This is a genomic window from Corallococcus sp. AB032C, assembly GCF_003668935.1.
GTDB lineage: Bacteria > Myxococcota > Myxococcia > Myxococcales > Myxococcaceae > Corallococcus > Corallococcus exiguus.
On record NZ_RAWP01000020.1, the window covers coordinates 71,371 to 92,076 of the forward strand.

17 protein-coding genes are annotated in these 20,706 nt (G+C 69.0%); 9 read left to right on the top strand and 8 right to left on the bottom strand.

Annotated features, from left to right (window positions below; all coding sequences use genetic code 11):
* Positions 1 to 140: 140 nt before the first annotated feature.
* A complete protein-coding gene (locus tag D7X99_RS11740; RefSeq protein WP_121777853.1) occupies positions 141 to 1,718 on the top strand; it encodes a SurA N-terminal domain-containing protein in 1,578 nt (525 codons plus the stop codon).
* Here the strand turns inward: D7X99_RS11740 and D7X99_RS11745 are convergent, their stop codons facing one another.
* The gene (locus D7X99_RS11745) at positions 1,719 to 2,819 is read right to left on the bottom strand and encodes a sensor domain-containing diguanylate cyclase (protein ID WP_121777854.1); all 1,101 of its coding nucleotides are present in this window, start codon (positions 2,817 to 2,819) and stop codon (positions 1,719 to 1,721) included.
* A 64-nt stretch (positions 2,820 to 2,883) separates the two neighbouring features.
* On the opposite strand from D7X99_RS11745, the gene D7X99_RS11750 reads away from it, so the two are divergent.
* Positions 2,884 to 3,477: a nucleoside triphosphate pyrophosphatase gene (locus tag D7X99_RS11750; protein ID WP_121777855.1), complete on the top strand. Its 594-nt coding sequence runs from the start codon at positions 2,884 to 2,886 to the stop codon at positions 3,475 to 3,477.
* A complete protein-coding gene (locus tag D7X99_RS11755) occupies positions 3,474 to 4,142 on the top strand; it encodes a YggS family pyridoxal phosphate-dependent enzyme (RefSeq protein WP_121777856.1) in 669 nt (222 codons plus the stop codon). Before D7X99_RS11750 ends, D7X99_RS11755 begins: the two co-directional genes overlap by 4 nt.
* 7 nt (positions 4,143 to 4,149) lie before the next feature.
* On the opposite strand, the gene D7X99_RS11760 is transcribed toward D7X99_RS11755, so the two are convergent.
* Positions 4,150 to 4,368 carry a hypothetical protein gene (locus D7X99_RS11760; RefSeq protein WP_121777857.1) on the bottom strand — a complete coding sequence of 73 codons (219 nt, stop codon included), beginning with the start codon at positions 4,366 to 4,368 and terminating at the stop codon, positions 4,150 to 4,152.
* 293 nt (positions 4,369 to 4,661) lie between these two features.
* On the opposite strand from D7X99_RS11760, the gene D7X99_RS11765 reads away from it, so the two are divergent.
* From D7X99_RS11765 to D7X99_RS11790, 6 genes are all read left to right on the top strand, one after another.
* Entirely contained in the window at positions 4,662 to 5,465 is an 804-nt protein-coding gene (locus D7X99_RS11765; protein ID WP_121777858.1) for a DUF3108 domain-containing protein, read from the top strand.
* Positions 5,466 to 5,501: 36 nt separating this feature from the next.
* Positions 5,502 to 7,187 carry a DUF4091 domain-containing protein gene (locus tag D7X99_RS11770; protein WP_121777859.1) on the top strand — a complete coding sequence of 562 codons (1,686 nt, stop codon included), beginning with the start codon at positions 5,502 to 5,504 and terminating at the stop codon, positions 7,185 to 7,187.
* Between the two features lie 25 nt (positions 7,188 to 7,212).
* Positions 7,213 to 8,193: a DUF3108 domain-containing protein gene (locus D7X99_RS11775; RefSeq protein ID WP_121777860.1), complete on the top strand. Its 981-nt coding sequence runs from the start codon at positions 7,213 to 7,215 to the stop codon at positions 8,191 to 8,193.
* A 176-nt stretch (positions 8,194 to 8,369) separates the two neighbouring features.
* A complete protein-coding gene (locus D7X99_RS11780; RefSeq protein WP_233613306.1) occupies positions 8,370 to 9,662 on the top strand; it encodes a hypothetical protein in 1,293 nt (430 codons plus the stop codon).
* Positions 9,663 to 9,721: 59 nt separating this feature from the next.
* A complete protein-coding gene (locus tag D7X99_RS11785; protein WP_121777861.1) occupies positions 9,722 to 10,801 on the top strand; it encodes an imelysin family protein in 1,080 nt (359 codons plus the stop codon).
* Between the two features lie 20 nt (positions 10,802 to 10,821).
* Entirely contained in the window at positions 10,822 to 12,153 is a 1,332-nt protein-coding gene (locus tag D7X99_RS11790) for a di-heme oxidoredictase family protein (protein ID WP_121777887.1), read from the top strand.
* A 9-nt stretch (positions 12,154 to 12,162) separates the two neighbouring features.
* On the opposite strand, the gene D7X99_RS11795 is transcribed toward D7X99_RS11790, so the two are convergent.
* The 6 genes from D7X99_RS11795 to D7X99_RS11820 form a co-directional block, all read right to left on the bottom strand.
* Positions 12,163 to 12,513, bottom strand: a complete 351-nt coding sequence (locus D7X99_RS11795; RefSeq protein ID WP_121777862.1) for a hypothetical protein — start codon at positions 12,511 to 12,513, stop codon at positions 12,163 to 12,165.
* A 163-nt stretch (positions 12,514 to 12,676) separates the two neighbouring features.
* Positions 12,677 to 14,098, bottom strand: a complete 1,422-nt coding sequence (locus D7X99_RS11800) for a hypothetical protein (RefSeq protein ID WP_121777863.1) — start codon at positions 14,096 to 14,098, stop codon at positions 12,677 to 12,679.
* Positions 14,099 to 14,159: 61 nt separating this feature from the next.
* On the bottom strand, positions 14,160 to 14,678 hold the full coding sequence (locus tag D7X99_RS11805; protein WP_014398200.1) for a DUF507 family protein: 519 nt from the start codon (positions 14,676 to 14,678) through the stop codon (positions 14,160 to 14,162).
* Positions 14,679 to 14,816: 138 nt separating this feature from the next.
* Positions 14,817 to 16,757 (bottom strand): excinuclease ABC subunit UvrC, encoded by a 1,941-nt coding sequence (gene uvrC, locus D7X99_RS11810; protein ID WP_121777864.1) that lies wholly within the window; start codon positions 16,755 to 16,757, stop codon positions 14,817 to 14,819.
* A gap of 11 nt (positions 16,758 to 16,768) precedes the next feature.
* Positions 16,769 to 18,934, bottom strand: a complete 2,166-nt coding sequence (uvrB, locus tag D7X99_RS11815; RefSeq protein WP_169825981.1) for an excinuclease ABC subunit UvrB — start codon at positions 18,932 to 18,934, stop codon at positions 16,769 to 16,771.
* A 79-nt stretch (positions 18,935 to 19,013) separates the two neighbouring features.
* Positions 19,014 to 20,699, bottom strand: a complete 1,686-nt coding sequence (locus D7X99_RS11820) for a M28 family metallopeptidase (RefSeq protein ID WP_121777866.1) — start codon at positions 20,697 to 20,699, stop codon at positions 19,014 to 19,016.
* Between the last annotated feature and the right edge of the window lie 7 nt (positions 20,700 to 20,706).

Here is a 20,706-nt window from a genome sequence, read left to right on the forward strand (position 1 = left end):
CTGTTGTCCTAGGCAGTCAAGGCCCGGATGAGGGGGTGTTGACACTCATGCATCCCCACCGGCCGGGCTACCAACAACACGGCGCCGCGAGACCTTCCGCAAGGTGATTCGCGGGCGCTTCCGACCGTGAAGTGACCACAATGGACGGTTTGAATCCCCGGAAGGTCTTCTCCCTCCTGTTCATCATCGGCATCGCCGTGGTGTTCACGCTCCAGTTCGGCCCTGGCAGCAACGGGTTCGCGGATACGGGCAGCCAGGCGCCCACCGCCAGCGCGGTGGCCACGGTGAACGGCAAGGAGATCCCTGTACGCGACTTCAGCATGGCGTGGTCGCGGCAGATGAACTTCCTGCGTTCGCAGGGCAACCCCATCCCTGAGTCGATGGCCCGCCAGTTCGGCCTGGACAAGCAGGTGCTCGACCGGCTGGTGAACGCGGAGCTGCTCGCCCAGTCGGCGGAGCGCCACGGCATCACCCCGTCGGATGAGGAGCTGCGCAAGCTCATCCACGAGAACACCGACTTCCATGGCAAGGAAGGCGCGTTCGACTTCGCCCGCTACCAGCAGGTGCTGCGCGACTTCTACCGCCGTACGCCCCAGGAGTACGAGCAGGAGCTGCGCCGGCAGATGGCCGCCCAGAAGATGCTGGACGTGGTGCGCACGGGTGCCGTGGTGTCGGACGACGAGGTCCGCGCCCGCTACGAGAAGGAAGGCAACCAGGCGAAGCTGGTGTTCGCCCGCTTCCTGCCCACGATGTTCGCGGACAAGGTCCCCGCGCCCACGCCCGCGAAGCTCGCGGAGTTCCAGAAGACGCACGAGAAGGAGATCGCCGACTATTACGCGGCGAACAGCTTCGTCTACAACGTGCCGGAGCGGATCCGCGCCCGCCAGATTCTGGTGAAGGTGGCCCCGGACGCCACGCCCGAGCAGAAGGCCCAGGCGAAGGCGAAGGCGGAAGGCCTGCGCAAGGAGCTGGATGGCGGCAAGGACTTCGCCACGCTGGCCAAGGCGAGCAGCGACGACGACGCCACCAAGCTGAAGGGCGGCGAGCTGGGCTGGGTGGAGCGCACCACGTGGGACCCGGCGCTGGCCGACGCGGCGTTCGCGCTGAAGGCCGGGGAAGTGACGCAGCCGGTGGAGTCCGCGCTGGGCGTGCACCTGGTGAAGGTGGAGGAGAAGAAGGAAGCCCAGGCCAAGAAGCTGGACGACGTGAAGGGCGAAATCGCCACCAGCCTCTACAAGCAGGAGCAGGCGAAGGAGCTGGCGAAGGCGGAGGCCGACAAGGCCCTGGCGGCGGCGAAGGCCGGCAAGTCCCTGAAGGAGCAGTTCCCGGTCCCCGCCGGCCAGCAGCCCGCGCTGCTGCGCTTCGAGGCGGAGACGAAGCCGGAGGCCGTGGAGACGGACAGCTTCACCGCGCAGGGTGACTCCGTGCCGCACCTGGGTCCGGCCCCGGGCCTGGTGAAGGCCACCTTCGAGGCCAGCGGCCCCGTGGTGCTGGGCGAGGTCTTCACCGTGGGCGAGGCGAACATCGTCGCGCAGGTGGTGGAGCGCGAGAAGCCGGACACCGCGGGCTTCGACAAGCGCAAGGAGGAGCTGCGCACCCAGGCCCGTCAGGCCAAGCAGATCGAGCTGACGGAGTCCTTCCTCAAGTCGCTGAAGAAGAGCGGCAACGTCGTCACCAACAACGAGGCCATCGACTCGGTGTTGGGCGCCGCGGGGTAGTCACCCGCCGGAGCGGGCGTAGGGGACCTCCAGCGGGGTCCCCTCCGCCGAAGGGGCCTCGGAGACCGCGATGCGGTCCCGGCCCCGGCCCTTGGCCGCGTACATGGCGAAGTCCGCCGCGCGGATGAGGTCCGTGGAAGTGGTGGCGTGCTCCGGGAAGGAGGCCACCCCGACGCTCGCGGTGAGCGCCACGTCCAGCCCCTGCTCGCGCAGGAAGTGCTGGCCGCGGAACGCCTCGCAGATGCGCTGGGCGATGACCTGGGCCCCTTCCGTGTCCGTCTCAATCAACATCACCGCGAACTCGTCGCCGCCGTAGCGGAAGACGGCGTCCAGGTTGTGGCGGCCCAGGCTGATGAGCAGGTCCCCCACCTCCTTGAGCGTGGCGCTGCCCACCAGGTGCCCGTGCCGGTCGTTGATGGACTTGAAGTGGTCCAGGTCCAGGAACACGAGCGACAGCGGGTGGTGGAAGCGCGCCGAGCGCTTCACCTCCTGCTCCAGCTGCGCGCGCAGGTGCCGCGCGTTGAAGCAGCCGGTGTGCTCGTCCGTGATGGTGAGCTCCTGGACGCGGCGGAAGTTGCGCGCGTTCTCGATGGCGATGGCCGCGTAGTCCGCGATGGCGGACAGGGCGGTGAGGTCGTCATGCGTGAAGCCGGGCTCGGTGGGCCCGTTGACCAGCTCAATCACGCCCAGCACGCGCTCGCGCGCCACCAGCGGCACGGCGAGCAGCGAGCGGGTGTGGAAGGCGGAGGCCTCATCGAAGCGGGGCGCGAAGCTGGAGTCGCCGGCCACGTCGTGGACGAGCCGCGCGACGCCTGAGGAGAACACGGCCCCGGCGATGCCCTCGCCCGGGTTGAGCTGGAGGCCCTTGAGCGCTTCCGCGCCCTCCCCCACGGCGATTTCGAAGTAGAGCTTTCCGCTGCGCTCGTCCTGGAGGATGAGCGACCAGTTGCGCGGTTTGAGCAGCGCGCTGACCTTCTGCATCACCAGCGCGAGCACTTCGCGCAGCTCCAGCGTGGAGGTCAGCGCCTTGGCCATCTCGTTGTAGGCGGCCAGTTGCTCCACTGTCCGCTTCATGGCCGACAGGAGGTCCGCGGGGTTCATCGAGGTGCCCTCTGGAGCGCAAGTCTGCTAAGGCCCGCGAGCGCGAAACATCCCGCACCCGCCCATGGATCCAACCGAACGCTTCGTTCTCGCCTCCGCATCGCCCCGGCGCAAGGATTTATTGGCCCAGTTGGGCCTTCGCTTCACCGTGGCGGCGGCGGATATCGATGAAACGCCGATGGCCGGAGAAATTGCGTCGGACTACGTGCTCCGGCTGGCCGTGGAGAAGGCTCGCACGGTCGCCACCCGACACCCGGACGCATGGGTGCTGGCTGCGGACACCACCGTGGCCCTGGGGTCGGAGCTGCTCGGCAAGCCTCGGGACGCGGCGGAGGCGCGGCGGATGATCGGCCGGCTGTCTGGCCGGGTGCATGAGGTCTTCACCGGCATCGCGGTCGCGGGCCGCGCCCGGGACGCACAGGTGGTTCGCACGCAGGTGACCTTTCGCATGCTCTCGCCGGATGAGATTGCCTGGTACGCGGACACCGGCGAGCCCCTGGACAAGGCGGGCGCCTACGCCATCCAGGGCAAGGGCGGCTTCCTGGTGCAGGGAATTGACGGCAGCCATTCGAACGTCGTGGGCCTGCCGCTGGGAGAGACGCTGGCGCTGCTGAAGCGCGTGGGCATGCCGCTGCCCTGGACGGAGGGTCGGCGATGAGCAGCGTGGCGGACAACCTGGCGCGGGTGCGCGAGCGCGTGGCGAAGGCCTGCGCGAGCGCGGGGCGGCCGGAGTCGTCGGTGACGCTGGTGGCCGTGTCCAAGCTCAAGCCCTCTGCGCTCATCCGCGAGGCGTACGCCGCGGGGCAGCGCGACTTCGGGGAGAACTACGCCCAGGAGCTGCGGGACAAGGCCGAGGAGCTCAAGGACCTGGACGGCCTGCGCTGGCACGCCATCGGGTCGCTGCAGACGAACAAGGTGAAGTACGTGGCCCGCGTCGCGCATGCCTTCCACGCGCTGGAGCGGCTGGACGTCGCCACGGAGCTGTCCAAGCGGCGCGCGGGCACCCCTCCCCTGCCCTGCTACGTGGAGCTCAACCTGGGCGGCGAGGACACCAAGCACGGGCTCACCCCGGACGCGCTGGGCGGCTTCCTGTCGCAGGTGCGCGAGCTGCCGAACCTCCAGGTGGTGGGGCTGATGGCGCTGCCGCCGCCCACGGACGACGTGACGCGGATGCGCGAGGGCTTCGCCCGGCTGCGCGAGCTGGCGGCGACGCATGCGCTGACGGCCCTGTCCATGGGCACCACGCACGACTTCGAGCAGGCCATCCTGGAGGGCGCCACCGCCGTGCGCGTGGGCACCGCCATCTTCGGCGAGCGCGCCTGAAGCCCGCTCACAGCTCGCGGAACCGCACCCGCCCCTCCTGGTTGACGAGCGCCTTGTATTCGCAGCCGCAGTAGTTGCAGCGCACCTCGTCCCCGTCGGTGAACGTCTCGTCCACGGGGTTGTTGGCGTTGCAGCCGGGACAGTCGAACTCCTTCAACACGCGGCTGCCGCCGGCGCCTGCCTCCTTGGCGAAGTCGTCGTCGTCGAAGTGGAAGTCGTTGGCCATGGCCCCGGACGCTAGCACCGGGCGCTGCGTCCGGGGGTGCCCTGCCAGGCATCCAGGCAGGCGCGCCGGACTGTCCGCCATTTGTCAGCGACCCTTGCGGGCGTGTACCCCTGCGGGCCGCCATTTCCGTCCCCTGTCAGTCTTTCCCAGGCGCGTCCGGAGGGCGGCCGGACGGCTTTGAATGCTGTCCCACGGCCGCCCGTCCTGGAAATGTCCGGTGGCGGGGGCGGTTGAGGGGCACGGTTGGCTTGGGCGGGCCGGCCACCTAACTTGCAAGCAAGGGAGCACACCCGATGCGCAGTCTGTCCAGGTGGGGGTTCACGGCGGCGGTGGTGGGACTCTTGGGGTCCACGCTGGCGCATGCCCAGGAGCCCACCGGCGCGGCGTTCGGCCCGGGTGAGCAGGCCCAGTACCGGGTGCGCTACCTGGGGCTGACGGCCGGCACGGCGACGGTGACGGTGGGCGCGCCCATGACGCAGTGGGGCCAGAGCGTGTGGCCCATCGTGTCCATGGCGAAGTCGGACGACCTGGTGGGCGTCTACCCGCTCAAGAGCCGCTTCGTGTCGTACTGGGACGCGGGCACCCAGCGGGTGACGGGAAGCGACCTGCACTCGGAGGAGAACCGCAAGCGCCGCCGCCAGCGCATCCAGCTTTCCGCGGACGGAGCGGGCGCGAAGGTCATCAAGCAGAAGGAGAGCGACCCGCCGCGCGAGTCCGAGCACACGCTGCCCGAGGGCAGCATGGACGTGGCGGGCGCGACGTTCGCGCTGCGCGGCCAGGAGCTGGTGGTGGGCCGCTCCTATTCCTACCCGGTGTTCACCGGCAGCAAGCAGTTCACCATGAGCGCCACGGTGGAGGGCCGCGAGACGGTGACGACGCCCGCGGGAGCGCGAGACACCTTCCGCGTGCGCGTGCACACCGACTTCGGCGGCAAGCTGGAATCCAAGCGCGACCTGGTGGCGTACCTCAGCGCGGATGCGCATCACGTGCCGGTGCGAATCGAAGCGGACTTCGCGCTGGGCACCGTCGTGGCGGAGCTGACGGACTACAAGCCGGGCCGCGTGGTGGTGGCCCGGGCGGACAACTCGGGCGACTGAAAAGCGTCGTCCGCCAACCAGGGGAAGGCAGGGGGCATGGGCGTGGGTTGGGCATGGGCAGTGGCGGCGGCGCTTTCCGCCGCGCCGGGCGGCGTGCAGGTGGTGTCGCCGCTGGTGAAGGTGCGGCCGGACGCGACGCCGAAGGGCGCGAAGGAGGCCCGCCTCAGCGCGGCCCGGGGTGAATGCGAGGGCACGCAGCTGGTGCTCCCCCTGGGCGTGACGCGCGTGACGATGAAGCCCCTGGCCCTCAAGGGGCCGGGCGCGCCGCTCACCGTGGACGCGTGGCGCGAGGCCTACCTGGACGTGAAGACGCCCTCCAACGGCGAGGGCAAGACGGGCCCGTGGCCCGACGCGCTGGTGCCCCTGTCGGCGCCCGCCAATCCCAGACATCCGACGGTCGTCTACGTGGAGGTCTGCGTTCCGGCGAAGCAGGCCCCGGGCACCTATGCGGGGAGCCTGAGCGCGGCGGTGGATGGGAAGGAGCTGCCGGCCGTCCCCTTCCGCGTGGAGGTGCAGCCCTTCGAGCTCCCCGCGACGTCGTCGCTGCCCAACAGCTTCGGCATCTCGCTGTACAGCATCGCGAAGGGGCACGGCATCCCGGCGGAGTCTCAGGAGGCGAAGGCGCTCCTGCGCGAGTACGGCAAGACGCTGCTGGAGCACCGCGTGAGCGCGCACGGCATGGGCATGGACCCGCCGCCGGTGAAGTTCCAGGACGGCCGCGCGGTGCTGGACTGGACCGCGTACGACGCGGAGATGGGGCCCTTCCTGGACGGCAGCGTGCTGCCCTCTGGCGCGCGCTTCACCACCGCCGACGTGCGTGACAACCGCAAGGCCTCCACGGACGCGGAGAAGAGCGCGTACTACCGCGCCTTCCAGAAGCACTTCGAGGACAAGGGCTGGAAGGCGCAGCTCTTCTTCTACGCCAAGGACGAACCCAAGCCCGCGGACTTCCCGCTGGTGAAGGCGCAGTCCAAGCGCGTGCGCGACGCGGGGGCGGACATCCCGGTGCTCGTCACCACGGCGCTGAATCCCGCGCTCATGGGCTCCGTGGACATCCTCACGCCCATCATCAACTGCTTCTACCCGCGCGAAGGCCCTCAGACGTGCCACAACGTGGCCAACGCCTCGACCGCGCGCACGCGGCTGCCGGCGCGCGCGAAGGTGTGGTGGTACCAGAGCTGTATGGCCCATGGCTGCACGGGCGGCCCGCCGCCGGACAAGGCGCTGGACAAGGCGTACAGCGACTGGGCCTCGTACATGGTGGACCACCCCGCCCCGCTCAACCGCGCCATGGGCCCGCTGGCCTTCGAAAGCGGCGTGGACGGCGAGCTCTATTTCGACACCGTCTTCGCCTACAACACGAAGAAGGATGTCTGGGCGGACCTCTTCGAGTTCGGCGGCAACGGCGACGGCACCCTCTTCTATCCGGGCACGCCCGCGAAGCTGGGGGGCACGCAGCACCAACCCGTGGTGTCCCTGCGGCTGAAACACATCCGTGACGGCCTGGAGGACTACGAATACCTGCGCCTGCTCACGTCCCTGGGCGACGGCGCCTTCGCCAAGGCGGCGGCGAAGCGGCTGGCGAAGTCCGGGTACGAAATCTCGCGGGACCCGGCGGAATGGGAAGCGGTGCGCAAGGAAGTGACCGAGCGCATCGTGAAGCGGAAACCGGCTGAACAAGCGAAGCGCTCCGGACGTCGGACTTCCGGGGGAACCCCGTAGTCACTCCCCCCTGGGAGGAAGCAGAATGAAGCCCATGCGCACCCTCGTCGCGGCCTGCCTCGCCTTCAGCGCCCTTGGCGCCATCCCGGGTCAGGCCCAGGAGGCCCAGCCCCGTCCCATCAACATCCTGAGTCCTTCCAGGCTCCCGGAGGTGACGAACCCCTCCGACCCGGCGAAGCCGGCGGCGAACGCGGAGAACACCGGCGACGCGTCCTCCACCCCGGCCCCGGACGAGCCCGTGGTCGCGGTGAAGCCGTGTGAGCAGGGCCTGCCCGTGCTGCGCTCGCCGCTGGCCTTCAAGCCGGGGGAGCTGCTCGAGTTCGACATGGACGCCATGGGCGCGAAGGCGGGCAAGCTCACCATGCGCGTGCAGCGCCCCGCCAACGGCTCGCTGCCGGTGTTGGTGGAGGCGCAGACGAACACGCTGTTCTCCAAGGTGCGCCGGGTGCGCGGCAGCGCGACCAGCTACCTGCACCCCAAGACGCTGCGCCCCTCGCGCTACACCGAGGAGGCCGTGGAGAACGAGCAGCGCCGCAAGGTGAACGTGGACTTCAGCGCGCAGGACAAGAGCGTCAAGGTGGACTACCAGATTGGGGACCGCCCCAAGGGCCACTTCGACTACGCCTACGACAAGGACGGCCTGGACGTCGCGGGCGCCATCTACCTCATCCGCCAGCTGCCCCTGAAGAAGGACCTGCCGGTGTGCTTCGACGTGTACGGCATCCGCCGCATGTGGCGCATGACGGCCACCGTGGTGGAGCGCGAGCACGTGTCGCTGCCCCTGGGCGAGTTCGACGCCTGGCACCTGGCCGGCACCGCCGTGCGCATCGACCGGCCGTCGCAGACGCGCGACATCCACGTGTGGATTTCCGACGACGACCGCCGCCTCCCCCTCGCCGCCGTGGGCGCCATCGACCTGGGCGCGGTGCGTCTGACGCTGTCCGGCGTGAAGCGCCCCGGTGAAAAACCCTTGGAGGCGCAGGGCAAGGAAGATCTCAAGTGGTGACGCGGGGTTGAGCCCCCGCCCCAGGCCCGCCTCCCGCTGGGAGCGCGGGCTTTTCATTGCCTCCAACTTGAGAGTGGTTTGCAAAGTCAAAAAGCCGAGCGTAGGGTGCGCGCCGCTCGATGCGCCCCCACCATTCGAACCCCCTCCTGAGTTTGCTGTGCGTCCCCCTGTTCCTGATGCCCTCCTCGGCCCGCGCCGACGAAGGACGCGTCGGTGAGAACGAGAAGGACCGCGTCCTGACGGTAGGCAGCAAGCCGAAGCTGGACCTGTCCGTGAACGCGTACGCGGACCTCCAGTTCGCGTACTTCAACTACGGCGAGAACCAGAACCGGGCGAACGGCTCGCAGAAGGACTCGCGGCTCGTGTTCGACACGACGCGCCTGGTGCTGGAGCTGGAGGCGGGGCTGCCGGAGTACGGGCTCGAGGCCGAGTTCGAGGTGGAGTTCGAGCACGGCGGCGCGGGCGCGGCGATGGAGCTGGAGTACGAGGAGTTCGGTGAGTTCGACACCGACGTGGAGAAGGCGGGTGAAGCGCTGGTGGAGGAGCTGTACCTGACGAAGAAGCTGGGCCGGGACGTGGAGCTGTCCGTGGGCCGCTTCTACGTCGCGGTGGGCACGCTCTTCGCGGACTACCTGCCCACGTCCTACCTGGCCACCATCCGCTCCGAGGCGGAGACGCGCATCATCCCCAACACGTGGAACGACATGGGGATGCAGCTGCGATGGGACACCCCCTGGGGCGTGCGGCTCACCGGGCAGGTGGTGAACGGGCTGGACTCCACGGGCTTCAATTCGAATACGTGGGTGGCCACGGGCCTGCAGCAGCGCTTCGAGCTGGTGCGCGCGTCGGACCTGGCGGGGGTGCTACGCGCGGACGTGCGGCGCTTCGAGGGCTTCAACTTCGGCGTGTCCGCGTACTACGGCGGCACCACGCGCAACCGGCCCAAGCCGGACCTGGTGAAGCAGTGCGACGACGCGAACCCCAACATGGTGGCGCCGTGCGGCTACATCAGCGCGCCCCTGTTCATCGCGGACGCGCACCTGTCGGTGAACCGCAACCGGTGGCGCGCGCACGCGATGGTGATGTACGGCCACCTGGGCAACGCCGCGGCGGTGTCCGCGCGCAACGCGCGTCTGTCCAACCTGCTCAACGTGCTGCGCACGCCGGTGTCCGACAACGCGCTCTCCGCGTGGGGAGAGCTGGGCTACGACATCGCGCCCTGGCTGGGGCTCGACGGGAACCACCGGTTGGAGCCCTACGTCCGCATCGACTACATGGATTCGCAGTTCAAGCCCCGCGCCGAGCTGTTCGACAACCCCCGCTTCGAGCGCACCGTCTACACGGTGGGCACCAGCTACACGCTCGCGGGGCTCGCCGTGCTGAAGCTCGACTTCAGCCAGCGGCGCATGGGCAGCTCCGTCTTCCGGCCTGAGAACGCGCTCCGGATGTCGACGGGCTTCGTCTACTGATTCGGCATCCCCGACTGTTTCAACCGCTGTCGCAAAGAAAGGCATTGAAGGTACACCCCATGTCCTCCCGTTCCCTGAAACTCTCCCTGCTGGTGGGCGGTGCGCTCCTGACGGGCGCCTGTGGCGATGACGACGACACCAACCTGGAGTCGTTGGATCAGCAGCTCGTCGTGAACTTCGCCGACAACGTGGTGGTGCCCACGTACAACCTGCTCGCCACGCGCATGATTGAGTTGGACGCGGCGTCGCTGGCGCTGAAGAACGCCCCCAGCGCGACGACGTTGAAGGTGGCACAGGACGCGTGGTTCGCCGCGCGCGTGCCGTGGGAGCAGAGCGAGTCCTTCCTGTTCGGGCCGGTGGACAGCAACGGGTGGGACCCGGCGATGGACAGCTGGCCGGTGAACCGCACGGACCTGGACGCGGTGCTCGGCAACAACGACACGCTGTCCCAGCAGTACGTGAGCAACCTGGCGGAGACGCAGAAGGGCTTCCACACGACGGAGTACCTGCTCTTCGGCGAGGGCCAGGTGAAGAAGCCGGAGGAGTTCAACGCGCGCCAGTTCGAGTACCTGCTCGCGCTGACGGCGGAGCTGAAGACGGTGTCCAGCAACCTGGCGTCGTCCTGGGCGACCGGCGTGAACGGCCAGGCGCCGTACCGCGACACGCTGGCCACCGCGGGAGAGTCTGGCAACACGGCGTACCCCACGGTGGAGGCGGGCGCGCAGGAGATGCTGGGCGGCATCCTGGTCATCCTGGACGAGGTGGCCAACGGGAAGATCGCCGACCCGTACGACGCGAAGGACGCGAACCTGGTGGAGAGCCAGTTCGCGCTCAACTCGCTGTCTGACTTCACCAACAACATGCGCAGCGTGGAGAACGTCTACCTGGGCCACCGCCCGGAGGCCGCGCAGAAGGGCCTGTCCATGTCGGACGTGGTGAAGGAGCGCGACGCGGCGCTGGACACGCGCGTGAAGGCGGAGCTCGCGGCGGCCATCGCGGCGCTGGGCAAGGTGCCGGAGCCGTTCCCGGTGTCCATCAAGGACCCGGCCTCCGCGGATGAAATCGAGGGTGCGCAGGCCGCCATCCGCAAGCTGCACGACACCTTCCAGGTGGACGTGAAGGCTGTCATCCTTCCCTGATGTGGGAGCGGGGGAACGCGATGCGACAGACGCTGGGACTCGGAATGCTGCTGTGGCTCGCGGGCTGCGGCACGGAAGCCGAAGCCCCGGGGGCTTCGCCGCGCGCGGGGGGCGACACGACCATCGACGACCGCACGTCGCGAGCGTTCGCGCAGCCCGCCCCCAACCTCACCACGGAGCATGAAGCGCTTCACCGCGAGGGCGACGCAGCCTTCGCGGCCGTCTTCGTGCCCGGCCCCGCCCCGGTGAACCCGGGGTTGGGGCCCGCGTACAACAACGCCTCCTGCAATGGCTGTCACCTGCGCAACGGGCGTGGCATGCCGGTGATGGGGGGCGGACCGACGCGCACGCAATTGCTGGTGCGCGTGAGCCTTCCGGACGGCACGCCGGAGCACCCGAACGGCGCGGTGCCGGTGCCCGGGCTGGGGCTCCAGATTCAAGACCAGGCCGTCTACGGCGCGTCGCCGGAGGCCACCGTGACGCTCGCGTGGGACGAGCGCGCGGGGAAGTACGCGGACGGCACGGCGTACGGCCTGCGCTCGCCGCGCATCACCATCGTGATGCCGGACGGTTCGTCCCCGCCCGCGGGCATGCTCACGTCGCTGCGCCTGCCGCCGCCGGTGGTGGGCCTGGGGCTGCTGGAAGCGGTGGACCTGGCCACGCTGCGGGCCCTGGAAGACCCCACGGATGCGAACGGCGACGGGATTTCCGGCCGGATGAACACCGTGTGGGACGTGCAGGCGCTCGCGCTGGTGCCGGGGCGCTTCGGGTGGAAGGCGAACAGCCCCAACCTGCGGCAGCAGTCAGCGGAGGCCTATTTCAACGACATGGGGATTACGAACCCCCTCTTCCCGGACGCGGGCGGCGGCTTCGAGCTGCCCATGAAGACGCTGGACTCAGCGGTGTTCTACGCGCAGTCGCTCGGGGTGCCGGCGCGCACGGCGCTGGACAACGCGGCGGTGAAGCGCGGCGAGACGAAGTTCAAGGACCTGGGCTGCGTGAAGTGCCACCGCGACACGCTGGAGACCGGGGAGCACCCGGTCGCGGAGCTGTCCCATCAGCGCATCCACCCGTACACGGACCTGCTGCTGCACGACATGGGCGCGGACCTGGCGGACGGGCGGCCGGATGGGGACGCCACTGGCACCGAGTGGCGCACGGCGGCCCTGTGGGGCCTGGGGCTGACGCAGACGATTCTTCCGTACTCGGGCTACCTGCACGACGGGCGGGCCCGGACGTTGGAAGAGGCCGTGCTGTGGCACGGCGGAGAGGCGGAGCGGGCGCGGGAGGGGTTCCGCAACCTGTCCGCCAGCGACCGGGACGCGCTGGTGCGCTTCCTCCAGTCGCTGTAGCGCCCGGCCTCAGCCGTTGCGGATCATCCCGGCGGCCTGCGACAGGCGGCGGCGCAGCTGCGTCACCACCTCGTTCAGGTCCTCCAGACGCTGGAGCACATGCAGGTTCTCGCCCGCGTTCATCAGTGCGACCGGCGTGAGCGTCTCGCGGTGGAGGGCCAGGAGCAGGTCGTAGAAGTGCGCCTGCACGTCACCCAGGGCATCCAGGCCCTCGCGGAGGTCGTCCTCCACGAAGTCCAGCAGGACGGTGGCGTCCTCGCGCACGGGCAGCGTCCGGGCCAGGCGCTCCATGGCCCCGCGAACGGGGTCGGTACGGCGCAACATCGCGGGGGTGGCGAGGGCTGCGACGGGAGGGGGCATGCTCAGGACGCTACAGGTCCGTAGCGACCGGTCAATTTTCCCACCCCCTGCCCGCCGGTGAGAAACGCCGCCCCGTCAGAGGCTCGGCTCGCGAACCTGTCCTACTGTCGGACAGGTTTCATCGCATCGGGCGGGCAGGTCGCGGCGGCGTCGCGACACTCCCTCAGGGCGCGGGCCCCGCGGCACCACCCGCCGGTGCCGGGGCCGCCGCGGGAGCCGTGGCGGGCGCGGCGTTGGCCGGGGACGGGGTGGCCGGCAACGCGATGCTCGGCGAGGAATTGAGTGGCGCGGGCGTCCCCAGGAGCGGCCCGGGCGTTCCGGTGTTGAGCGGCGCGGGCGTGCCCAGGATGGGCGACGCCGGCGTGCTGGCGGACTGCGACAGCGGCGGCACCGTGGCGAGGATGCCCGGGCTCACCTGGCTGGTGCCCACGAAGTTGTTGAAGTCCGGCGCGGACATCTGCGGTGCGGTGAAGCCCCCCACGGACACGCCCGCCACCGTCGGCGGCGTGGTGAACGTCCCCTGCCCCACCGGGGCCGCGGAGCCCGGAGTAACTCCCGACACCACGGAGGGCGGATTGGTGGGCGCCGAGGGCGCGAACGAACCGCTGTACGTCGAGGGCGCCTCCGACGGCAGCGCGGGCGCCGAAGGCAGGATGACCGTCGTCGTCCCCGCCGCGCCCACCTCCGGAATCACCGCGGCGGTCCCCGGCCCCGCCGTGGTCGTGACGCCCGTCGTCCCCACCGTGCCGCTGCCTCCCGTGCCCTGCGCGAAGCGTGGCGCGGACATGGGCGCCACCGCCGCCGGGAACGCCGTGGGCGCCACCGGCGTCAGCGTCGCGAGCGACGAGGGCAACTCCCCTGTCGTGGGCACCACCGCCAGCGACGGCACCCGCGTCCCCTCCACTTCGATGGACACGTTGTCGAAGAGGAACTGGATGAACCCGCGCGGCTCCGCTTGCGGCGGCAGGTTCCACACCACCACCACCAGCTCCGTGTCCCCCGGCCGCGCTTCGCGCAAAAGCCGCGTCGTGTCGTCATCCGAGAACGTGCCCGCGTCCAACGCCGCCGCGTGCACCAGCGCCGAGTCCGTCAGCAGCGTCCCGTTGCGCCACACGCTGCCAATGCCCCAGACGGCCATCGCCGCGTGCGCGCGCGTCGTGGCGCGCCAGCCAATGCCTGTTTCGCCGTAGATGGGCGTGCCCATCAGCACCCCGCCCTCGATGAGGTGCGGCGGCGGTGGGGGGAGTGGCCCGGCGGGCACCCGCGACATCGACTGCACCGGCGGGAAGCCCGTCTGCGTCAACTCCACGCGGTACTCGGCGCCACCCACGCGCAAGCTCGCGGAGAGCTGCGCCTTGTCGCCGAAGGTCGCGTTCGGCATGCCGACCCGGTCCCGCACGGAGAAAGATGCCTGCCCCGTGCCCCGCTCGGTCAAGTCGTTGAACGGTAGGGGACCTTCGAAGAAGTAACCGTCCGGCTGCTCGGTCCTCGCGCTGGCCTCCCGGCCCTCGAACGTGAACCCGTCACTCCCTGGCGCCGCCGCCAGGAAACCGGACAGCAAGATGCTCGTGATTGGACCCGCCATCGACGCTGCCTCCCTTGAACTTGAAGGTAGGCAGCGGAGCGGGCCGTGGCACGCCCCGGGACTAAATCAGACCGCGGGCGCGGCGAATCTGCTCGACCGTCTTGTTGTACTCGATGTCGAAGGCGCTCGTGCCTTCCTGCAGGTGCTTCAGCCGCGAGCGGGCCTCCCGGTCGATCTCGTCGTCGACGTCCAGGTGCTTCTTCATGCCCTGGAACATCTTCTGACGCAGCACGTTGTCGGGGGAGTAGACCTCCTCGACGTTCCGGCTGATGAGGAGGAACTCAATCATCTGGTTGATGACGTACTCGATGCCCTCGTCCCCCATCTTGAAGCCGCGCACGTCCGCCATCTCGCGCTTCACCTGGTTGAACTTGGAGTAGTCATATCCCCGACGCTCCAGGGCCTCGCGCGTCGCCTGGTTCACACGCTCTTCGTTGGCGAGGTACTCGCGCATGATGGCGGAGAGATCCATCTCGGCGTCGGCCACGCGCATCGGCTCCACCTCGATGTCCCCGTCCTGCATGAGCTGCTGAATGGCCTCGCGCGAGATGATCGGGATCACCTTCGGATACAGCCTCATGTCGGTCCCTCGTCCTCTTCAAACGTGCTCGGATCTTCAACCGCTATAAATCAGCGCCGAGCATGGTCGCAATGAAAAACCCTAGGAACGTCGCGGGTTCCAGCGGCCAGTCCCCCCGGCGTCCGAAGCGGAACTTAATCATGCCGCACCGGGTGGCGACCCTCCATCCGCTTTTTCGTGCACGGGTTCAGAGGCGTCATCCAGGGACGCCTCGCGCACCGGGTCCACGGTGTCGTCCTCGGGGTCGCCATGCAGACCCGCGTGGACGCGCTCGGCCATCGCCGGGCCCACGACCTCGGTCAGCTCCTCGATGCTGGCCTCGCCCACCCGCTTGAGAGAACCGAAGTGGCGCAGCAACATCTTCCGCCGGCCTTCCCCCACGCCGGGGATGTCCTCCAGCGCGGAACGCAAGGAACTCTTGCGCATGGATTTGCCCTGGAAGGTGATGGCGAAGCGGTGCGCCTCATCCCGCATGCGCGTGAGCATGAACATTTCCGCTGAATTCTGCGGCAGGACGATGGGATCCTTGCGACCCAGGACGAAGACGCGCTCGGGACTCTTCGCGCTCTCCGCGTCCCGGTCAAAAACTTCTTGATCGCGGCTCTTGGCCAGGCCCACCACGTCGATGCCCTCCACGCCCAGGTCCTTCATGGCCGCGTGCGCGCTGGCGAGCTGCCCCTTGCCGCCGTCGATGACGAGCAGGTCCGGCAGTTCGTTGTCCTCCAGGCCGCGCTTGAGCCGGCGGGTGATGACCTCGTACATGCTGGCGAAGTCGTCCTGCTTCTCCACCGATTTGATCTTGTATTTGCGGTAGCGCGACTTGTCCGTCTCCCCGTCCGTCACGGCCACCTGGGAGGCCACGATGGAAGAACTCTGGAAGTGGGAGATGTCGAAGCACTCCATGCGACGCGGGAAGTTGCGCAGGCCCAGCTTGGACTGGAGCCGCGACAGGACCGTGTCCGTTTCGTCCTTGGTGCGCTTTCTCTCCACGAACGCCTGCTCCGCGTTCTTCACCGCCATGTCCACCAGCTCATGCTTCTCCCCGCGCTTGGGGACGAAGACGCGCACGCGCTCGCCCTTGCGCTCCGTGAGCAGGGCCTCCAGGCCGTCGGTGCCGTCGCCGGGCTCCAGGGGCAGCAGGACCTCCTCGGGCACGAAGCCGCCCTGGTCGTAGTAGAGGTTCACGAACGAGGCGAGCAGCTCGTCGTTCGGGAACTCCTGGCTGCCGAAGGGGAAGGCCTGGCCGCCGTTGAGCCGGCCCTGCCGCACGTGCAGCACGTAGAACAGGATGCGGTCGCCCTCTCGATACAGCGCGAACACGTCCTGGTCCTTGAAGTCCGTGGTGGCCACCTTCTGGCGCTCCAGGCTGCGCTCGATGGCGAGCAGCTGGTCGCGCACCCGCGCGGCCTCCTCGAACTTCAGCTCCATGGACGCGTGCTTCATCCGCGCGCGCAGCCCTTCGATGAGCTGCCCGGCCTTGCCCTCCAGGAACATGGCCACCTCGTCCACGCTCTTGCGGTAGTCCTCCGGGGGCACCGGGTAGACGCACGGGGCCGGACACCGTCCGATTTGATGCAGCAAGCACGGCCGCTTGCGGTTGGCGAGCACGTGGTCCGTGCAGGTGCGCAGGCGGAAGAAGCGGTTGATGAGGCGCAGCGTTTCGCGGATGGCGCCCGCGCTGGAGTACGGGCCGAAGTAGCGCGCGCCGTCCTTCTCGTACTTGCGCACCACCTCCAGCCGGGGGAACGACTGGGTGCGGTCCAGGCGCAGGGAGATGAACTGCTTGTCGTCCTTGAGCAGGACGTTGAAGCGCGGCTTGTGCTTCTTGATCAGCTCGTTCTCAAGAAGGAGGGCCTCCTTCTCGTTGTGGACGAGCACCGTCTCCAGGTCGCCCAGCATCGTGTCCAAGAGGGACACGAAGACGCGGGTGTCCCCGGAGCGGTTGAAGTAGCTGCGCACGCGGCTGCGCAGGTTGATGGCCTTGCCCACGTAGATGATGGTCCCGCGCTTGTCCTTCATCAGGTACACGCCGGGCTCGGTGGGCAGCGCGTCCAGCTTTTCCTGCAGCCGGATGTCCATGGCGGGCCTCGCTAGTTCTTGCGTGACCGCGAACGGGCCGAGGGCTTGGACGCCTCGGACGCGCCAGAAGAACCGCCACCCGACGGGGACGGACGGCCGCGTCCCCGCCCCTTCTTGGGCGTGGTGCCGGGCTGGTCCACGGCCTTGGGCGGCGCGCGCAAGAGCGAGCGCGAAGCGGGCTTGAGCCCCAGGTCCATGTCCTTGAGCAGCTGGACGCGGTCGCGGAACTCGGCGGCCTTCTCGAACTGCATCTCGTCCGCGGCCTTGAGCATGTCCGCGCTGAACTCCTTGATGAGGCGCTGGATCTCCTTGGGCTCCAGGAGGTCGTTCTCCCCTTCCGCCGCCATGGGCAGCGCACCCGCGCCCGCGTCGTAGTCCGGGATGTTCGCCGTGAAGTCGGTGATGTTGCTCTTCACGGACCGCGGCGTGATGCCGTGCTCCAGGTTGTACGCGCGCTGGATGTCGCGGCGGCGCGTCGTTTCATCCATGGCGCGCTTCATGGAGTCGGTCATCTGATCCGAATACATGATGACGCGCCCGTTCACGTTGCGCGCCGCGCGGCCAATGGTCTGGGTGAGCGACACGTGGCTGCGCAGGAAGCCTTCCTTGTCGGCGTCCAGGATGGCCACGAGCGACACCTCCGGGATGTCCAGGCCCTCGCGCAGCAGGTTGATGCCCACGAGCACGTCGAACTCGCCCCGGCGCAGGTCGCGGATGATGGCCATGCGCTGGATGGCGTCGATGTCCGAGTGCAGGTAGCGGACCTTCACGCCCACGTCGCTGTAGTACTCGGTGAGGTCCTCCGCCATGCGCTTGGTGAGCGTCGTCACCAGCACGCGCTCCTTGCGCGACACGCGCACGCGGACCTCTTCCAGCAGGTCGTCCACCTGATTGCCGGCGGGGCGAGTCTCCACCTCCGGGTCGGTGAGGCCGGTGGGGCGGATGATCTGCTCCACCACCACGCCCTTGGACTTCTGCAGCTCGTACTCGGCGGGGGTCGCGGAGACGAAGACGGCCTGGGGGACCATCTCCTCGAACTCGACGAACTTCAGCGGCCGGTTGTCCAGCGCGCTGGGCATGCGGAAGCCGAAGTTGACCAGCGTCTCCTTGCGGGCGCGGTCGCCCCGGTACATGGCGCCAATCTGGGACACCGTCTGGTGGCTCTCGTCGATGAGGACCAGCAGGTCGCGCGGGAAGTAGTCGATGAGGCACGGGGCCGACTCACCCGGCGCGCGCCCGGTGAAGTGGCGCGAGTAGTTCTCGATGCCGTTGCAGTAGCCGACCTGTTCGATCATCTCCAGGTCGAACATGGTGCGCTGCTCCAGCCGCTGCGCCTCCAGCAGCTTGCCCTCCGCCTTGAACTTCTGGAGCTGTTCGGAAAGCTCGTCGCGGATGGTGCGCATGGCGTTCTGCCGCGCTTCCGGGCCCGCGACGTAGTGGCTGGCGGGGAAGATGACGATCTTCTCCAGCTGGCCCAGCGTCTGGCCGCGCAGCGGGTCGAACTCGGTGATGCGCTCCACCTCGTCGCCGAAGAAGCTGACGCGCACGGCGCGCTCTTCCTCGTAGGCGGGGAACACCTCCACGGTGTCGCCGCGGGCGCGGAAGGTGCCGCGGTGGAAGTCCAGGTCGTTGCGCTCGTACTGGGCCTCCACCAGCTTGCGCATGAAGCCGTCGCGGCCCATGTCCTCGCCCACGCTGGCGCGGATGGCCAGGTCCACGTAGCTGCGCGCGGCGCCCAGGCCGTAGATGCAGGACACGCTGGCCACGATGATGACGTCGCTGCGGGTGCGCAGGCTGTGCGTCGCCGAGTGGCGCATCCGTTCGATGTTGTCGTTGATGGACGAGTCCTTCTCGATGAAGGTGTCCGTCGACGGGACGTAGGCCTCGGGCTGGTAGTAGTCGTAGTACGAGACGAAGTACTCGACGGCGTTGCTGGGGAAGAGCGACTTGAACTCGCCGTACAGCTGCGCCGCCAGCGTCTTGTTGTGCGCGATGACCAGCGCGGGCCGCTGCACGTTGGCGATGAGGTTCGCCATCGTGAACGTCTTGCCCGAGCCGGTGACGCCCAGGAGGGTCTGGTAGCGGTCGCCGCGAAGCAGGCCCTCGGTCAACTCCCCGATGGCCCTGGGCTGGTCGCCTTCTGGCTTGTGCTCACTGACGAGTTCGAACTCCGGCATAGGGGACAGATCTAACATCCCCGCTGCTTGTGTACTGAACCTTCGTGCACGTCCGTCCGACAAAGGACGGGGCGCCCGCCTACTTCACGGCCGGGGCCTTCAGTGCCTCCAGGGACTTCAGGCGAGCGGCCTCGAACTCGTCCCCCTTGTTCCACACGGGCATCCACGGGGCCTTCGCCACCTGGGCGCCCACGAGGAAGAACAGCCGGGTGTCCTCCACGGCGCCGGACAGGTCCCACTCCGGGCGGACCTCGTCGGAGGGCTGGTGGTAGTGCTTCGCCTCCCACTGGCCGCGCTGCGCCTTGCCCCAGCCCTCCGGCCGGCCAATGAAGTCCATGCCGCTGCCGAAGTAGGCGGCGGGAATGCCCTGCCGCGCGAAGTTGAATTGATCCGAGCGGTAGAAGAACCCACGGTCGGAGAGCTGATCCGCCTTCACCGTGCGGCCCTGCGTCTTCGCCATCGCGGTGACGAAGGTGTCCAGGGAGGACTTGCCCAGGCCGATGACGGTGATGTCGCGCGTGCGGCCCAGCACGTTTCCGCCGTCCACGTTGATGTTCGCGGCGATGCGGCCGGAGGGCACCGGCGGATGCGCCGCGAGGTACGCGGAGCCCAGCAGGCCGTACTCCTCCGCGGCCACCGCTGCGAAGAGGATGGAGCGGCGCGGCGGCGCGGGCAGCGCGGTGAAGGCGCGGGCCACGGACAGCATCGAGGCGACGCCAGCCGCGTTGTCCAGCGCGCCGTTGTAGATGACGTCCTCGCCGGGCTTGCCGTCGTCCTTCTTGCCCAGGTGATCATGGTGCGCGCTGTAGAGCACCACTTCCTTCGCCAGCGTGGGGTCGCTGCCGGGGAGCAGGCCCAGCACGTTCGCGGTGGGCCGGCGGCGCACCTCGTTGGACAGGCGCAGGGACAGGGTCACGCCCAGCGGCACCGGGCGGAAGTCGCGCTTCTGGGCGGAGGCTCGCAGCGCGTCCAGGTCCTGCCCCGCGAGCTTCATCACCTGCTTCGTGGCGTCCTCGGTGGTCCAGGCCTTCACCTGGAGGCGGGGCCCGTCGCCCGCGGGCAGTTCGAACTGCTCACCGGTCCACGACGTGCGCACCACCTGCCACGGGTAGCCCGCGCTGGGCGTGGTGTGGATGATGATGGCGCCCGCCGCGCCCGTCTTCGCCGCCTGCTCGTATTTGTAGTCCCAGCGGCCGTACCAGAGGCGCGCCTTGCCGCCGAAGAGGCGCGGGTCGTCCTCCGGATCATTGTTGAGGATGACCAGCGTCTTGCCCTTGAGGTCCGCGCCCTTGAAGTCGTCCCACTGGTACTCCGGCGCGACGATGCCGTAGCCCACGAACACCAGCTCGGACGCGTCCAGCTTCGCCTCCGGCGCCTGCACGCCGGACACGGCGATGAAGTCCTCGCGCGGCTGGAGCTCCACGCGGCCCGCCTTCGCCTGGAAGGTCATGGTGCCGGGGCGGCTGTGGATGCCCATCAGGTCGAAGCGCTGGAGGTAGCTGCCGTCCTCGGCGCCCGGCTTGAGGCCCAGGCCCTCGAACTGCGTGGCGATGTACTCCTGCGCCAGCGCGTCGCCGCGCGTGCCGGGGCCGCGGCCTTCCAACAGGTCGCTCGCCAGGAAGCGCACGTGCGCGCGCAGGAGGTCCGCCGTGATGGCCTGTTCGGCCGTCTTCTCCTGCGGCGTGACAGAGGGCGCGCCCGCCGCCAGGACGGGCACCGAGCCCAGGGAGCACAGCGAGACGAACAGCGCGGGGAGGAGCCTCATGGGCCCG

Excerpts from the sequence above, each read along its gene's own strand:
- D7X99_RS11740 (WP_121777853.1), top strand. The coding sequence starts at position 141 with ATGGACGGTTTGAATCCCCGGAAGGTCTTCTCCCTCCTGTTCATCATC.
- D7X99_RS11745 (WP_121777854.1), bottom strand. The coding sequence starts at position 2,819 with ATGAACCCCGCGGACCTCCTGTCGGCCATGAAGCGGACAGTGGAGCAA.
- D7X99_RS11750 (WP_121777855.1), top strand. The coding sequence starts at position 2,884 with ATGGATCCAACCGAACGCTTCGTTCTCGCCTCCGCATCGCCCCGGCGC.
- D7X99_RS11755 (WP_121777856.1), top strand. The coding sequence starts at position 3,474 with ATGAGCAGCGTGGCGGACAACCTGGCGCGGGTGCGCGAGCGCGTGGCG.
- D7X99_RS11760 (WP_121777857.1), bottom strand. The coding sequence starts at position 4,368 with ATGGCCAACGACTTCCACTTCGACGACGACGACTTCGCCAAGGAGGCA.
- D7X99_RS11765 (WP_121777858.1), top strand. The coding sequence starts at position 4,662 with ATGCGCAGTCTGTCCAGGTGGGGGTTCACGGCGGCGGTGGTGGGACTC.
- D7X99_RS11770 (WP_121777859.1), top strand. The coding sequence starts at position 5,502 with ATGGGCGTGGGTTGGGCATGGGCAGTGGCGGCGGCGCTTTCCGCCGCG.
- D7X99_RS11775 (WP_121777860.1), top strand. The coding sequence starts at position 7,213 with ATGAAGCCCATGCGCACCCTCGTCGCGGCCTGCCTCGCCTTCAGCGCC.
- D7X99_RS11780 (WP_233613306.1), top strand. The coding sequence starts at position 8,370 with ATGCCCTCCTCGGCCCGCGCCGACGAAGGACGCGTCGGTGAGAACGAG.
- D7X99_RS11785 (WP_121777861.1), top strand. The coding sequence starts at position 9,722 with ATGTCCTCCCGTTCCCTGAAACTCTCCCTGCTGGTGGGCGGTGCGCTC.
- D7X99_RS11790 (WP_121777887.1), top strand. The coding sequence starts at position 10,822 with ATGCGACAGACGCTGGGACTCGGAATGCTGCTGTGGCTCGCGGGCTGC.
- D7X99_RS11795 (WP_121777862.1), bottom strand. The coding sequence starts at position 12,513 with ATGCCCCCTCCCGTCGCAGCCCTCGCCACCCCCGCGATGTTGCGCCGT.
- D7X99_RS11800 (WP_121777863.1), bottom strand. The coding sequence starts at position 14,098 with ATGGCGGGTCCAATCACGAGCATCTTGCTGTCCGGTTTCCTGGCGGCG.
- D7X99_RS11805 (WP_014398200.1), bottom strand. The coding sequence starts at position 14,678 with ATGAGGCTGTATCCGAAGGTGATCCCGATCATCTCGCGCGAGGCCATT.
- uvrC (WP_121777864.1), bottom strand. The coding sequence starts at position 16,757 with ATGGACATCCGGCTGCAGGAAAAGCTGGACGCGCTGCCCACCGAGCCC.
- uvrB (WP_169825981.1), bottom strand. The coding sequence starts at position 18,934 with ATGCCGGAGTTCGAACTCGTCAGTGAGCACAAGCCAGAAGGCGACCAG.
- D7X99_RS11820 (WP_121777866.1), bottom strand. The coding sequence starts at position 20,699 with ATGAGGCTCCTCCCCGCGCTGTTCGTCTCGCTGTGCTCCCTGGGCTCG.